Origin of the sequence: Bradyrhizobium sp. CCBAU 65884 (genome assembly GCF_028128835.1) — a bacterium.
In the GTDB taxonomy this organism is placed as follows: Bacteria; Pseudomonadota; Alphaproteobacteria; order Rhizobiales; family Xanthobacteraceae; genus Bradyrhizobium; species Bradyrhizobium ottawaense.
The window spans coordinates 43,261-57,691 of record NZ_LBJU01000113.1 but is presented as its reverse complement, the minus strand read 5'-3'; the positions used below and the strand labels follow the sequence as shown (position 1 = coordinate 57,691).

Sequence of the window (14,431 nt, the reverse complement as noted above, 5' to 3'; positions counted from 1 at the left end):
TGGCCGGGTCAAGCCCGGCCATGACGCGGAGAGAGTGGGGCACTCAACAGAAATGCGCGCCTTGCGTCTCCACATAGACCGCATAGAGCGACTGGCTTGCGGTCATGAACAGGCGGTTGCGCTTCTTGCCGCCGAAGCAGACATTGGCGCAGGTCTCGGGCAGCAGGATCTGCCCGATGCGCGCGCCGTCGGTCGGCGCGAACACCTGCACGCCGTCATAGCCGGGACCGACCCAGCCGGCGCCGACCCAGATGTTGCCCTCGGTGTCGACGCGCAAGCCGTCAGGGAAGCCCGACTTGCCGTCGAGCGTCATGTCGATCAGCTTCTTCGGGTTCGACAGCTTGGCCCCGTCGATGTCGTAGGCCCACACCACGTTTCTTGGCTTCAGGGTAGTGCGTGATGCCGGTGTCGCAGACATAGAGCTTCTTGTAATCGTGGCTGAAGGCGATGCCGTTCGGCTTGAACGGCTCGTCCGCGACCTTCGCCACCTGTCCGGTCTGGGTGTCCAGGCGATAGACGGCTTCCTTCTGGTGCGGCTGCAGCGAGCCGGTATTGGCCAGCTTGCCCTCGTAGATGCTGATCGCGCCATAGCCGGGATCGGTGAACCAGATCGCCTTGTCGTTGGGATGCACCACCATGTCGTTCGGGCCGTTGAGCGGCTTGCCACCGGCCTGCTCGGCCAGCGCTGTCACCGAGCCGTCATGCTCGTAGCGGACGAGGCGGGTGCGCTCGGCGCTGAGCTGGCGGCCCTCGGTGTCGAACGAATTGCCGTTGGCCTCGTTGGACGGCTTATGGAACTGCTCGGAGATATGGCCGTCATCGTCGAGATAGCGCAGCTGCCGGTTGGCCGGGATATCGCTCCAGACCAGATATTGTCCCTGCGCATTCCACGCCGGCCCTTCCGCCCAGAGGCAGCCGGTGTAGAGCCGCTTGATTGCGGTGTTGCCGACCTTGGCCTTGAAGCGCTTGGGATCGATGGCGATGATGTCGGGGTCGGGATAGCGCTGCGGCTCGGCATTGGCGCCGAAGTCGCGGGCGTCGGCATTGGAGGCGAGCAGGGTCGATGCGGCGAGTGTCGCTGCACCCTGCAGCAGCGCGCGGCGGCCGAGACCGCCGCCTGCAGTCGTGTCGTCGGAGTTGGTCAGAATTCTTGTCATGGTTTCCTCCCAAAGTTTCGTTGGGAGGCGACCATTCGCCCGCAATCAGGCGTAAACCGGGGCGATCTCCGGACAAGACAACCGGAGATCGCAGGGCAGGAATGCCGGAAATGCGGCTAGACGGGATCCCAGGTGAAGATGTCGGCGGAACGGTCGAGCTTGTAGAACGAGCCCTTCAGCGCCGGCATGCCGTGTTCCGCGATCGATTGCGGCGTCCAGCCTTCGCTCCGCTGCACCGAGCGGATCGGACGGTTCTGGCTGAACAGGAAGATCTCGTTCATGCGCACGCCAAAGATCTGGCCGGTGACGTCCTTGGCGGAATCGGAGATCAGATAGCCGCAGAGCGGCGCGATCTTCTCCGGCCCCATCTGCTTGATCTTTTCGACCCGCGCCTTCTCCGCTTCAGTCTCGGTCGGGATGGTGCCGATCATGCGCGTCCAGGCGAACGGCGAGACGCAGTTCGAACGAACATTGAAGCGGCCCATGTCCAGCGCGATGGATTTGGACAGCCCGACGATGCCAAGCTTGGCGGCGGCGTAGTTGGCCTGGCCGAAATTGCCGATCAGGCCGGAGGTCGAGGTGAAGTGCACGAAGGAGCCCGACTCCTGCTCGCGGAAGATCCGCGCCGCGGCGTGGCTGACATAGAACGAGCCCATCAGATGCACCTTGATGACGGCCTCGAACGCCTCCACGCTCATCTTGTGGAAGATCATGTCGCGCAAAATGCCGGCATTGTTGACGACGCCGTCGAGCCGGCCGAAATGATCGGTCGCGGTCTTCACGATCTTGCTGGCGGGGATGGCTTCCGCGACGCTTTCGAAATTGGCGACGGCCGTGCCGCCGCGCTTCTTGATCTCCTCGACCACCTCCTCGGCAGGCGCAGCGTTCGAGCCGGCGCCGTCCGAGGCTCCGCCGGGATCGTTGACCACGACCTTGGCGCCCTCCGCCGCACAGAGCAGCGCGATCTCGCGCCCGATGCCGCGGCCTGCGCCGGTGACGATGATGACCTTGTCTTGCAGTGATTTGCTCATGGGGGGTTCTCCGCTGCCGTTCCAATTTCCGCCGTCATTCCGGGGCGCGCCCCTTGGCGCGAGCTATGATGCGCAATTGCGCATCTGAGAATCCATACTCCCGATCGTGGTAATGGATTCTCAGATGCGCATTGCGCATCATAGCTCGTCGCTGACGCGACGCCCCGGAATGACAGCCGCTTACCTCTCGTTCGTAAACACGATCGTGCCACTCGCCGCGAACATGCCGCCGACGCCATGGCACACCGAAATCCTCGCATTCGGCACCTGTGCCGGCGCGATGCCGCGCATCTGCCGCACGCTCTCCTGCAGCGCGTACATGCCGTACATGCCCGAATGCATATAGCTCAATCCGCCGCCATTGGTGTTGAGCGGCAGCTTGCCGCCCGGGCGCGTATTGCCGTCCGCGATGAACTTGCCTGTCTCCTCATGCGGCATGAATCCGAGATCGCCGAGGCCGAACAGCGGCAGATGCGCGAAGGCATCGTAGATCATGAGATGGTCGACGTCCCCGTGGCCGATGCCGGCCTCCTTGAACGCGAGGGGGCCCGCGGTCCTGAACGCGCGCGAGGAGTTGAAGGTCTCCATCTGGCTGACCATCGGCGTTTCCACGCTCTCGCCGGTGCCCATGATGTAGACGGGCTTGCGCGGAAAATCCCTGGCGCGGTCGGCCGAGGTCAGGATCAGCGCGCCGCCGCCGTCGGTGACGAGGCAGCACTGCAGCAGGCGGAACGGATAGGCGATCATGCGCGAATTGAGCACGTCGGCGACCGTGATCGGGTCCTTCATCATCGCGCGCGGATTCTTCGCCGCCCATTCCCGCTGCACCACCGCCACGGAGGCGAGCTGCTCGTGCGTGATGCCGTAGGTCTTCATGAACCGCAGCACAGGAATCGGGAACATGCTGGGCGGACCGTAGACCCCGAAGGGCGCCTCGAACTGGCCCTGCAGACTGTCCGCCGGGATCGAGCGCGGCGCCTTGCCGATCATCGACTTGCCGCTCTCGGCATGGGTGATCAGCACGGTCTTGCACAAGCCCGCCTCGATCGCCGCCGCGGCATGGCGGACGTGCAGCATGAACGAGCAGCCGCCGACCGAGGTGCCATCGACCCAGGTCGGCTTGATGCCGAGATAGTGGCAGACCTGCTGCGGCGTCTCGACCGCGGTGGCAAAGCCGTCGATGTCGGAGAGCTTCAGTCCGGCATCGGCGATCGCGTTGAGCGCCGCATCCGCGTGCAGCTGGAGCTGCGAGGCGTTCGGGATGACGCCAAGCTCGGTGGTCTCGGCCGCGCCGACGACGGCAACCTGATTCTTGCGCATGGCTTACCCCTTCGCCGGACGAAACACGGGGAGGGTGATCTTGTCGTCGAGCGCCTCGAAGGCGACCTCGAGCTTCATGTCGAGCTCGAGCGCCTCGGGCGTCTGCGGACAGTCGATGATGTTGCTCATCATCCGCGGCCCCTCGGCAAGCTCCACCACGGCGATCGCGTAAGGCGGCGTGAAGCCGGGCGCAGCGGGACGGTGATTGATCACGTAGCTGTAGAGGAAGCCCTTGCCGCTCGCCTTGAAGATGCTGACCTTGCGCGAGGCGCAGGACGGGCAGAACGGGCGCGGCGGGAAGTAGACATGCGCGCAGGCGTCGCAGCGTTGCAGGCGCAATTCGCCCGCTTTGGTGCCGTCCCAGAAATGCTGGGTTTCCGGCGTCGGTTTCGGTCGCGCGCGCTGCGGTTCGGCCATGTCGGAACGCCCTCCCAGAAAGCAAATCTTGATAAGGCAGGCCTCACGCCCGCCCGTTTCAAGCTTGATGCGACAATCGACCATGGTGCGTCAACGGTCCAGCAATACGCATGCATGCCATCATGCGCACAATGCTTGTGTCGAACTGAGGCAGCGCTATAGATTGCGCGCGACAATATTCCGTGAGACAGACATGCCCGAATTTCCGACGCTGGCGAAGCTCGCCGAAGACCTCGAAAGCGGCCGCACCACCGCCCGCAAGCTGGTCGAGGCGTGCATCGCCAGGATCGCCGATCCCGCCGGGGAGGGGCAGCGCACCTTCCTCCACGTCGACAAGGACGCCGCGCTCGCGGCGGCGGATGCGATGGACGGCTTGCGCAAGGCCAAGGCGGCGCCATCGCGCTATGCCGGCATCCCGATCTCGATCAAGGATCTGTTCGACATCAAGGGCCAGGTGACACGCGCCGGCTCCCGCGCGCTCGACGATTCGCCGCCGGCCGAGCAGGATGCGGCGACAGTGGCGCGGCTGCGCAGGGCCGGCTTCGTCGTGATCGGGCGCACCAACATGACCGAGTTCGCCTATTCCGGCATCGGCATCAATCCGCACTACGGCACGCCGAAGGGCGCCTGGAACCGGGCCCAAGGCCATGTGCCGGGCGGCTCCTCCGCCGGCGCGGCGGTGTCCGTGCTCGATGGCATGGCCCACGGCGCGCTCGGCACCGACACCGGCGGCTCGTGCCGGATTCCGGCGGCCTATAACGGCATCGTCGGCTACAAGCCGACGCAGCGGCGCGTGCCGCTCGATGGCTCCGTGCCGCTGTCGTTCTCGCTCGACAGCATCGGGCCGCTGGCACGATCAGTCAGTTGCTGTGCCATACTCGACGCCGTGCTCGCGAACGAGCCGATCGCCCCGCTGAAGCCGCGTCCGATCCAGGGCATGCGACTGGCGGTGCCGACCACAATCGCGCTCGACGACCTCGATGCTGAAGTCGCCGAGACGTTCGAACGCGCCCTGAAGACGCTTTCCGATCATGGCGCCATCATCGAGCGCATCGAGATGGCGGAGTTCCACGACATCGGCCCGATGAACGCCAAGGGCGGCTTTGCCGCGTCCGAGAGCTACGCCTGGCACCGCTATCTCATCACCTCCAAGGGCGATGTCTATGATCCCCGCGTCTCCGTGCGGATCATGCGCGGCGAGGCGCAGAGCGCGGCCGATTACATCGATCTCCTCAACGAGCGCCGCTCGCTGATCGCCCGCGTCAACGCGCGCATCGCGCCCTATGATGCGCTGGTGCTGCCGACCACGCCCAACACGCCGCCGAAGATCGCCGACCTCGCCGACGACAAGGCATTCACCAGAGAAAACCTGCGCGCGCTGCGCAACTGCACCCTGATCAACATGATCGACGGCTGCGCCATCTCGCTGCCGGCGCATCGCCAGGGCGACGTCCCGGTCGGCCTGATGCTGGCGGGCGCGGGCGGAACGGACCATCGTATCTTTGAACTTGCTGCCGGCATGGAGGCCGTCATTCGTGTTTGACCTCACTTTCACCGTCGATGCCCAGGACACCACCACGCCGCTGACGCTGGCGATCGACCAGATGGTCATCGCCGGTTGGACCGGCCGCGATCCCGTCGCGCGCGACAAGCACATCAAGGAGCTGCAGGAGATGGGCATCGCCCCGCCGGCCTCGACGCCGATCTACTACCGCGCCTCGGCGCGGCGGCTGACCCAGGAAGACAGCATCGAATGCACTGGCGGGGATTCCTCCGGCGAGGTCGAGTTCGTGCTGATCGGCTGGCAGGGCCGCATCTTCGTCGGCTGCGGCTCCGACCACACCGACCGCAAGGTCGAGGCCTACAACGTCACGGTGTCCAAGCAGATGTGCGACAAGCCGATCGCCTTGACGCTGTGGGAGCTGGAGGACGTCATCGGTCATTGGGACAAGATGATCCTGCGCTCCTACGCCACCATCAAGGGCGAGCGCGTGCTCTACCAGGAGGGCACGCTCGATGCGATGCTGCCGGTCAAGGATTTGATCGCGCGCGGCTTCGAAGGAGGGAAATTCCCCGACGGTTGCGCCATGTTCGGCGGCACGTTTGCAGCCAAGGGCGGCATCCGCCCGGCGGAGCGGTTCGACTTCGAGCTGGAAGATCCCGTGCTGAAGCGGACGATCAGGCATGGGTATGATGTGGTGACGTTGCCGGTGAGGGGCTGATCGGCGCCGTCATTGGTTGATCGGCCTGGCTTGTGCGCCCGGGAGAGGCAGCGGCCGGCCCTTGGCCGCTGCTGCCTGGGTCTCGCTGATCAATCCGGCCGCGTGCATCCGATCGATGGCGTGGTTTCGCGAGTCCGTATCGAACGTTCGACTAGGATACGGCCGTCGTGCACGTGTCATGAGGAGCGCGATTTCGCCGATATCGAGGTCCGCGAGCGCCTTGCCAAAGTAGACCTCCGCCGCGGCCGCCACGCCGTATGCACCGCGACCCAGATAGCTCTCATTGAGATAGATCTCGAGGATCCTGTCCCGGGACAGGCTGCGGGTGACGCGCTGCATGAAGTAGATCGTGGCGATCGGATCGATCTGCCGGTCGTTCCCAGGGCTGAGCAATTTCAGACAGTGCGCGACAGATTGGGTGATGCCGACCGGTCTCGGGCCGCGGTCGGTGCCCAGACCCAACGCGATCTCGACGATTGGATTCAACGACCAGGCTTCGTAGAAGTCAGGTTGCTCATAAGCGATCACAGCGTTTCGGATCAGGGGCGGGATATCGGCGAGGGGAATGGTGGTGCGCCCGGGATCGGTCCTGCACGCCGGGCCAGTCGGCGAAACCGCTGCGAGTTGGGCTTCGGTCGGAAGTCCGAAGCTGTAACCGTAGTGCCAGACCAGCCAGGCGAAGATGGCCAGCAGGCCCGCGACACCGAGCGAGAGCAGGACCAACGCGGTCTTGGCAGCAACGACGAAGAATTTGCGCATCGCGTGCAGGCTGAAGGAGCGGGACGGAGTGAGTACAACCTCGCGGTGGAACCAGACGGAATTGGGGCGGCGCGGTCTCGCGGAAATCGGGTGGTTGTTCGAGCCATGATCTGCCACACCCACTGCCGTCATTCCGGGGCGCGCCCATTTGGGCGCGAGCCCGGAATCCATCGAGCCGCAAGGTTGGTGGATGAATGGATTCCGGGCTCGCGACTGCGTCGCGCCCCGGAATGACAAAAGTGGACAGGATGACCGCTATGGCAATTGCGAAACGTGCCCCCGCTGTCGATGAGGCGACCGACCTCGCTGCCCACGTTGATGCCCTGGGCTGGCCCCAAATTACCTCCGAGCTAGACACCCAGGGCTGCGCCGTCCTGAAGGGCCTGCTCACGCCCGGGCAATGCGGCGCCATCGCCGCGCTATATCCAGACGACACGCACTTCCGCAGCCGCATCGTCATGGGCCGTCACGGCTTCGGCCGCGGCGAGTACAAATATTTCTCCTATCCGCTGCCCGATCTGATCGCGCAATTGCGCCCGGCGCTCTATGCGCATCTGCAAGGCGTCGCCAATCGCTGGAACGAGGCGATGGGGATCGACATCCGCTATCCCGCAGCGCATGCCGCGTTCCTCAAGCGCTGCCACGAGGCGGGGCAGGCGCGGCCGACGCCGCTGCTGCTGCAATATGAGGCGGGCGATTACAACTGCCTGCATCAGGACCTCTATGGCGAGCACGTGTTCCCGCTCCAGGTCGCCATCCTGCTCTCCGAGCCGGGCCGCGACTTCACCGGCGGCGAATTCGTGCTGACCGAGCAACGGCCGCGCATGCAGTCCCGCGCCGAGGTCGTGCCACTGGCGCAGGGTGATGCGGTCGCCTTCGCTGTGCATCACCGCCCGGTGCAGGGGACACGCGGCACTTACCGCGTTAATCTGCGCCATGGCGTCAGCCGCATCAGGTCAGGCCAGCGCCACACACTGGGTGTAATTTTTCACGATGCCAAATGAGCGGAGCGTTGACGGCTGATTTGTTCGATAGCGTTGCCGAAGCGCAGCCCTCGCGCGAAGAGATCGCCGACGGCGCCGTGCTGCTGCGCGGCTTCGTCAAGCCGATCGAAAGCGAGCTGATCGCCGCCGTGCGCGCCATCGTGGCACAATCGCCATTCCGCCGGATGACCACGCCCGGCGGCCATCTGATGTCGGTGGCGATGACCAATTGCGGCGAGCGTGGCTGGATCACCGACCACACCGGCTATCGCTACGATCCCATCGATCCGCGCACCGGCGCGCCATGGCCCGAAATGCCGCCGGTGCTCCGCGATCTTGCGCGCCACGCCGCGGAGCAGGGCGGCTTTCAAGACTTCGCGCCCGATGCCTGCCTCGTCAACCGCTACGAGCCCGGCACGCGGCTGTCGCTGCATCAGGACAAGGACGAGCTGGATTATTCGGCGCCGATCGTCTCGGTCTCGCTCGGATTGCCCGCGACCTTCCTGTTCGGTGGCCTCGTCCGCAGCGACAAGCCGCGCCGCTTCCGCCTGGTGCATGGCGACGTCGTGGTCTGGGGCGGAGCCAGCCGGCTCGCCTATCACGGCGTTGCGCCGCTCGCGGAGGGCGAGCATGCGCTGCTCGGGCGGAAGCGGATCAATCTGACGTTTCGCAGGACGCGGTAGTCTTCGTCATTCCGGGGCGCGCGTAGCGCGAGCCCGGAAATCCATAACAACGATCGGGAGTATGGATTCCGGGCCTGCGCCTTACGGCGCATCCCGGAATGACAGCAATTACGGCTTCGGCGGGTGAATGAACGCCCACGGACTAACCTCTGAATCTCGCGTCACCTCGACCGAGATCAGATACGGCCCGCCATGGCTGAGCGCCTTTTCCATCGCCGCCTTGAACTGATCGGGCGCTGTGACGCGCGCAGCGGCAACGCCAAAGGACTCCGCGAGCTTGACGAAATCGGGATTGACGAGGTCGGACGCCACCACGCGGCCGTCGAAACGTTCGCGCTGGTCGCGGCGGACATTGCCGTAGGCGTTGTTGTTGAACACCAGCGTCACCACGCCGATGTTGAATTGCACGGCGGTGGCAAGCTCCTGCACGCCGAACATGAAGCCGCCATCGCCGGTGATGGCCACCACCGGCTTGTCGGGATTGGCGACCTTAGCCCCGAGCGCAGTCGGGAAGCCCGACCCGAGCGTGCCCTGGTAGCCCGAGGTGATGAAGGTGCGGGGCTCATAGACCGGAAAGCCGTACCAGGACGCGAAGCCGAACTGCGACAATTCATCCGTGACGATCGCGTTCGCCGGCAGCACCTCGCGCAGGATGTTGAGATACGCCATCTGCGGCTGGATGCGCTGGATCTCCGCTTGCGCGGCCGCGGTGGCCTCGCGGATCCCTCCGCGCCGGCCATGGCTCCTCGCATAGCCGGCCCTCTTCACGGCTGCAGCGAGATCGGCGGTCCCGTCGCTGGCGTCGGCGACAATCGCGACATCGGCGGCGAGCCGGCGCATCTCGACCGGATCGATGTCGATCCGAATGGATTTCAGTCCGCTCGGTTGATAGGGCCAGCGGAAGCCGGATGCCGGCAGCTCGGCGCGCGTGCCGATTGCGATCATCAGGTCGGTTGTCGGCCACAGCTTGTAGGCTGCGGCCATGGTGAGGCCGAGCTCATGCGCGTTGGAGACGATGCCGCGGCCGCTGCGGAAGGCGACGACGGGTGCATCGATCATCTCAGCGAGCTCGAGTATCTCCTCGCCGGCCTCGATCGCGCCGCTGCCGACGAAAATCATCGGCGCCTTGCTGGCCTTGATCAGCGCGGCCGCCTGCTTCACGAGATCGGGATCAGGCTGCGGGGCGGGCAGCGGCTCCAGCACCTGCGCCGCGGCGGTGTCCGCGCGCTGGGTGAAGACGTCCCAGGGCATCTCAACCGAGGCCGGGCCACGCCGTCCCGACATCATCTCCTGGAAGGCGCGCGCGACGACCGTCGGTGCATTGCCGGGATATTCGATCCGGTCGGCCCATTTCACATAGGTGCGCAAGGTCGCAAGCTGGTCCGGCATCTCGTGCAGATGGCCGCGGCCCTTGCCCAGAAATTGCGTCGGCACCTGGCCGGTGACGCACAGCACCGGCTCGTTGCAGCCGAACGCGGTGAGCAGCGCGGCGCTGGCATTGAGCACGCCTGGGCCGGGCACCACGCTGAACACGCCGGGCCTGCCGCTGGAGCGCGCGTAGCCGAACGCCATGTAGCCGCAGGCCTGTTCGTGCCGCGCGCCGATCACCTTGAGCTGGGCCTGATGGAAGGCGTCGAACAGGCCGTAGACCTGCGCACCGGGTAGACCGAACACGGTGTCGACGCCATGGGCGACCAGGCCGCTTACGATCGCTTCGCCGCCGGTGAGGGTGGTCATTGCATCATTCCATTCGTTCGTTGATCAGGCCTCGTCGACGACGCCATTTCGCAAGCTGCCGATGCCTTCGGCCGCGACCTCGATGACATCGCCCGGCTTCAGGTAACGCGGCGGATCGAATCGGGCACCGGCGCCGGTCGGCGTGCCCGTGACGATGATATCGCCGGGGACGAGGGTTGCGAAGGTGGAGATATAGTTGATGAGGTAGCGGAAGGAGAACATCAGCCGGCTGGTACGGTCGTCCTGCCTGAGCTCGCCGTTGACATGCGTGGTGAGCCTGACATCGGCGATCTGCGATTCCTGCAGGTAGGGCACGAGCCATGGGCCGAGGCTGCCGCTGGAATCAAAGTTCTTGCCCTGCGTCACGTTGAACTTGGCATGGCGCAGCCAGTCGCGCACCGAGCCTTCGTTGCACAGCGTCAGCGCGGCGATGTGATCGAGCGCGCTGCTTTCCGGAATGTGCCGCCCTTGCTTGCCGATCACCAGCACGATCTCGCCCTCATAATCGAGCTGCGCGGACGCACGCGGGCGCACCAGCGGCGTGTCGTGGCCGACGAAGGAGCGCGGCGAGCGCATGAACATGCTCGGATATTTCGGTGCGTCCTGGCCATCCCTGTACTCGGCGTTGCGGTCGGGATAGTTGACGCCGATGCAGATGATCTTTTCCGGCGCGGGCACCGGCGGCAGCCAGGTGATGTCATCGAGCGCGTGGTCCGGCGCGCGGCTGGCGGCTTCCTCGGCGAGGCTCGCGAGCTTTCCGGCCGCGATCACCTCGCGCAGCGTCGGATAGTGTTTTGCGTAACGTGTGGAGAGGTCGACGATGCCGCTCTCGAGGACGGCCCCATAACGGGCATCGCCCTTGACGGAATAGGTAGCGAGGCGAGGGAGTTTCATAGGCAGTCTATCTCTCTTGTCGTCCCTGCGAACGCAGGGACCCAAACCGCGTGATCCATCGATAGCGCACGGTGACGATCCCGAACGACCCAATTTCGCAAAACTCCTCCCTGTGGTTATGGGTCCCTGCGTTCGCAGGGACGACAGGAAGAGAAGCTCGGCTGGTCATGGGCATCAGTCCGCAACCAGCACGTCCGCGACAAACTTCGGCTCCCGCACGGCCTGCCCGCTAAACGGCGAGCCCTGCTCGAACCAGGAGCGCGGCGCGGGGGCGCCCCACAGCGTCTGGCGGCGGGGATCGCGCAGCGACCAGCGCAGCGGCTCGTGGTCGTGATCCCCCGTGAAATAGTCGCTGGTGTAGAGCTCGAGCCGGTGTCCGTCGGGATCGCGGACATAGAGGAAGAATGCGTTCGAGATGCCGTGGCGCCCGGGGCCGCGCTCGATGTTCTTGACGAACCCTTGGGACGCCATGACGTCGCAGAGATGGATGATGTTCATCGCCGTCGGCGTCCAGTAGGCGAAATGGTGCAGGCGAGGACCTTTGCCGTTGGTGATCGCGAAGTCGTGGACATTGCCCTTGCGATGCATCCAGGCCGCGGCGATGCGGCCGTTCGGGCCATCCTCCTCGGCGTATTCGGTGAGGCGGAAGCCGAGCCGGGCGTAGAACTCCACGGTGTCCTGCACCTCGGCGGCGAAGACGTTGAAATGATCGAGCCGTTGCGGGTGGCAGCCCCTGTAGAGATCATAGCGGCGCAGCAGATGCGGCCGGCGATCCATCGACGCATAGAGCTCGATCTGGAAGCCGAAGGGATCGGTGAACTGCAGGGTCCGTCCCTGGAAGGGCTGATCGACGAAAGCGTAAGAAAGGCCGTTCTCGGACAGGAACGCGGCGGCCTTGTCGAGATCTCCGTCGTTGCCGACCTTGAAGCCGAGCCGGGCGCAGGCGGGCACCGCCGCCTTGCGCAGCACCAGCGAGTGATGCTGATGCTCCTCGGCGGCGCGCAGGTACACGACCTTGTCGTCGGCGTCCTCAACATGCAGACCGACAATAGTCTCGTAGAACTCGCGGCTCAGCTTCAAATCGGTCACGTCGAGCACGACGTGGCTGGAGCGGATGATGTTGAACGGCGGCTCGAAGATGTGTTGCGGTACGGGCATTTGCGTTTCCCCTCTTTCGGCTTGTCATCCCGGGATGGCCGGTAGGGCCAGTCCCGGGATCCATAACCCCGGCTTGTGGTTATGGATTCCGGGCTCGTGCTTCGCACGCCCCGGAATGACTCAAATTCCCAGTTTCTGAATCTTGTGCGTGCCCCGCGCCAGCGAGACGTGCTTGGTTTCCATGTAGAAATCGAACGAGTAGTCGCCGCCGTCGCGGCCGATGCCGGAGGCCTTCATGCCGCCGAACGGCGTCGGCAGATGGCGGACATTTTCCGAGTTCAGCCAGATCATGCCGGCCTCCAGCGCGTCGGCGACGCGAAGTGCGCGGCCGACATCGTTGGTCCAGACATAGCCGGTCAGGCCGTAGCGGATGTCGTTGGCGATCGCGATGGCTTCAGCTTCGTCCTTGAAGGGAAGCACGGTGAGGAACGGGCCGAACACCTCCTCCTGCGCCACCCGCATCTTGCCGTGCGCGCCGGTGACCAGGGTGGGCTCGACATAATGTCCGCCGCCCGGGCCGTCATGGGCCTTGCCGCCGACGGCGATCACAGCGCCATCCTGGCGCGCGACGTCGAAATAGGAGCACACCTTTGCCAGATGGCGTTCGTGGATCAGCGGTCCGATCTCGGTCAAGGGATCGAGCGGATGGCCGACCTTCAGCGCCTTCACGCGCGCGGTGAGCTTCTCCGTGAACTTGTCCGCAATGCCGGCCTGAACCAGGAGACGGCTCGATGACGTGCAGCGTTCGCCGTTGAGCGAGTAGATCATGAACACGACGGCATCGAGCGCGCGGTCGAGATCGGCGTCGTCGAACACGATCACGGGGTTCTTGCCGCCGAGCTCGAAATGCACGCGCTTCAGCGTCGGCGCACCCTGCACCATGATCGCCGAGCCGGTCGCGCTCTCGCCGACGAAGCCGATCGCCTTGATCGCGGGATGCTCGGTCAGCGCCTTGCCAGCCTCTTCGCCGAAGCCGTGGACGGTGTTGAGCACGCCGTCGGGAACGCCGGCCTCCTTGACGAGCCTCGACAAGATGTCGGCAGTGACCGGCGACCACTCGGCCGGCTTGTGCACGACGGTGCAGCCGGCAGCGAGGGCAGGGGCGATCTTCCAGGTCGAGAGCATGAACGGCGTGTTCCACGGCGTGATCACGCCGACCGGGCCGATCGGCACGCGGGTGGAGACGTTCCAGTGCTCGTCGCTCGGCGTGTTGAGGCCGTCGCGCGCCTCAGCGCATTTGTCGGCGAAGAAGCGGAAATTCTCGGCGGCGCGGATCGCGGCCTTGGCCATGAAGCGATAGGCCTGCCCGGTGTCGATGCATTCGAGCACCGCGATGTCCTCGGCATTGTCCTCGATCGCGTCGGCCACGCGATGCAGCAGCTTCTTCCGCATCGCCGGGCCCATGTCGCGCCAGGACTTGAAGGCGAGCGCCGCGGCCGTTGCGGCGCGGTCGATGTCCTCGGCAGTGCCCCGCGCGACGCCCGCGAGCGTCGTGCCGTCGACCGGTGACTTCGTCTCGAACGTCTCGCCTGATATCGAGGCAACGGTCTTGCCGTCGATCATGTGACCGATGCCCTCAGTGCGCAGCTTCTTCAGCAGCGGCGCGACGCGGTCGCGGTTGGCCTGGAACACATCGGCTTTCGGGCTGGGCTTATCCATGGGCGGCTTCCGCTTTCAGGGCGTCGTGGATGTTGTTGCGCTTCCAGCTGGTGTCCTTGTCGTTGATCTGCATGTCGAACGACAAAGCGAACTTGCTGGCGGCGAAGACGGGATCGAGATGGCGGGAGAGTGCCTGGAAGACGTGCTCGCCGGCTTTCTTGCGCGTGGGAAGGTCGCGGCCTTCGCCGATGCGCAGGACCATGTCGAGAAAGCCATAGTCTTGCCTGTTGTCAGCGATCGCATAGTGCTCGCACCTGATGGCGCGGACGCGGATGCCGCCGAGCGGGAAGATGCCAGTCTCGACCGCCGCCTTGCGCACGATCTCGCACACCGCCGCGATATCGAGGCGGCCATCGAGATTGGCCGAATATTCAATCGTGAAATGCGGCACCGCGGTTTCACTCCCTGTAT

General features: G+C 65.1%; 13 protein-coding genes and 1 pseudogene. 4 read left to right on the top strand and 10 right to left on the bottom strand.

Features of this window, described 5'->3' with window-relative positions:
• Window positions 1-43 precede the first annotated feature (43 nt).
• The 4 genes and pseudogenes from XI03_RS16040 to XI03_RS16025 all read right to left on the bottom strand — a co-directional run bounded on the left by XI03_RS16040 (window position 44) and on the right by XI03_RS16025 (window position 3,925).
• A pseudogene (locus tag XI03_RS16040) lies at window positions 44-1,157 on the bottom strand (SMP-30/gluconolactonase/LRE family protein).
• 116 nt (window positions 1,158-1,273) lie between these two features.
• Window positions 1,274-2,188, bottom strand: coding sequence for an SDR family oxidoreductase (locus XI03_RS16035; protein ID WP_038947755.1), 915 nt, complete (start codon window positions 2,186-2,188; stop codon window positions 1,274-1,276).
• Between the two features lie 180 nt (window positions 2,189-2,368).
• A complete protein-coding gene (locus XI03_RS16030) occupies window positions 2,369-3,508 on the bottom strand; it encodes a thiolase C-terminal domain-containing protein (protein WP_271592642.1) in 1,140 nt (379 codons plus the stop codon).
• Between the two features lie 3 nt (window positions 3,509-3,511).
• Entirely contained in the window at window positions 3,512-3,925 is a 414-nt protein-coding gene (locus tag XI03_RS16025) for a Zn-ribbon domain-containing OB-fold protein (protein ID WP_027568974.1), read from the bottom strand.
• Between the two features lie 193 nt (window positions 3,926-4,118).
• Here XI03_RS16025 and XI03_RS16020 point away from each other — a divergent pair, with 193 nt between their 5' ends.
• Entirely contained in the window at window positions 4,119-5,468 is a 1,350-nt protein-coding gene (locus XI03_RS16020) for an amidase (RefSeq protein WP_271592641.1), read from the top strand.
• Window positions 5,461-6,147: a DUF2848 domain-containing protein gene (locus XI03_RS16015; protein WP_271592640.1), complete on the top strand. Its 687-nt coding sequence runs from the start codon at window positions 5,461-5,463 to the stop codon at window positions 6,145-6,147. The genes XI03_RS16020 and XI03_RS16015 overlap by 8 nt, the downstream gene beginning before the upstream one ends.
• 9 nt (window positions 6,148-6,156) lie before the next feature.
• Here XI03_RS16015 and XI03_RS16010 read toward each other — a convergent pair whose 3' ends face one another.
• Complete coding sequence (locus tag XI03_RS16010) at window positions 6,157-7,038, bottom strand: transglycosylase domain-containing protein (RefSeq protein ID WP_271592639.1); 882 nt, start codon at window positions 7,036-7,038, stop codon at window positions 6,157-6,159.
• 125 nt (window positions 7,039-7,163) lie between these two features.
• Between XI03_RS16010 and XI03_RS16005 the strand changes: the two genes are divergently transcribed.
• Together XI03_RS16005 and alkB are read left to right on the top strand one after the other, a co-directional pair.
• Window positions 7,164-7,910, top strand: a complete 747-nt coding sequence (locus tag XI03_RS16005; RefSeq protein ID WP_271592638.1) for a 2OG-Fe(II) oxygenase — start codon at window positions 7,164-7,166, stop codon at window positions 7,908-7,910.
• Between the two features lie 8 nt (window positions 7,911-7,918).
• Window positions 7,919-8,572 (top strand): DNA oxidative demethylase AlkB, encoded by a 654-nt coding sequence (gene alkB, locus XI03_RS16000; RefSeq protein WP_271592686.1) that lies wholly within the window; start codon window positions 7,919-7,921, stop codon window positions 8,570-8,572.
• 108 nt (window positions 8,573-8,680) lie between these two features.
• On the opposite strand, the gene XI03_RS15995 is transcribed toward alkB, so the two are convergent.
• The 5 genes from XI03_RS15995 to XI03_RS15975 form a co-directional block, all read right to left on the bottom strand.
• The gene (locus XI03_RS15995; RefSeq protein ID WP_271592637.1) at window positions 8,681-10,309 is read right to left on the bottom strand and encodes a thiamine pyrophosphate-dependent enzyme; all 1,629 of its coding nucleotides are present in this window, start codon (window positions 10,307-10,309) and stop codon (window positions 8,681-8,683) included.
• Window positions 10,310-10,333: 24 nt separating this feature from the next.
• Entirely contained in the window at window positions 10,334-11,203 is an 870-nt protein-coding gene (locus XI03_RS15990) for a fumarylacetoacetate hydrolase family protein (protein ID WP_271592636.1), read from the bottom strand.
• A 174-nt stretch (window positions 11,204-11,377) separates the two neighbouring features.
• The gene (hpaD, locus tag XI03_RS15985; protein WP_271592635.1) at window positions 11,378-12,361 is read right to left on the bottom strand and encodes a 3,4-dihydroxyphenylacetate 2,3-dioxygenase; all 984 of its coding nucleotides are present in this window, start codon (window positions 12,359-12,361) and stop codon (window positions 11,378-11,380) included.
• A 120-nt stretch (window positions 12,362-12,481) separates the two neighbouring features.
• A complete protein-coding gene (hpaE, locus tag XI03_RS15980; protein ID WP_271592634.1) occupies window positions 12,482-14,020 on the bottom strand; it encodes a 5-carboxymethyl-2-hydroxymuconate semialdehyde dehydrogenase in 1,539 nt (512 codons plus the stop codon).
• Complete coding sequence (locus XI03_RS15975; RefSeq protein ID WP_038971576.1) at window positions 14,013-14,411, bottom strand: 5-carboxymethyl-2-hydroxymuconate Delta-isomerase; 399 nt, start codon at window positions 14,409-14,411, stop codon at window positions 14,013-14,015. Before XI03_RS15975 ends, hpaE begins: the two co-directional genes overlap by 8 nt.
• Window positions 14,412-14,431 lie beyond the last annotated feature (20 nt).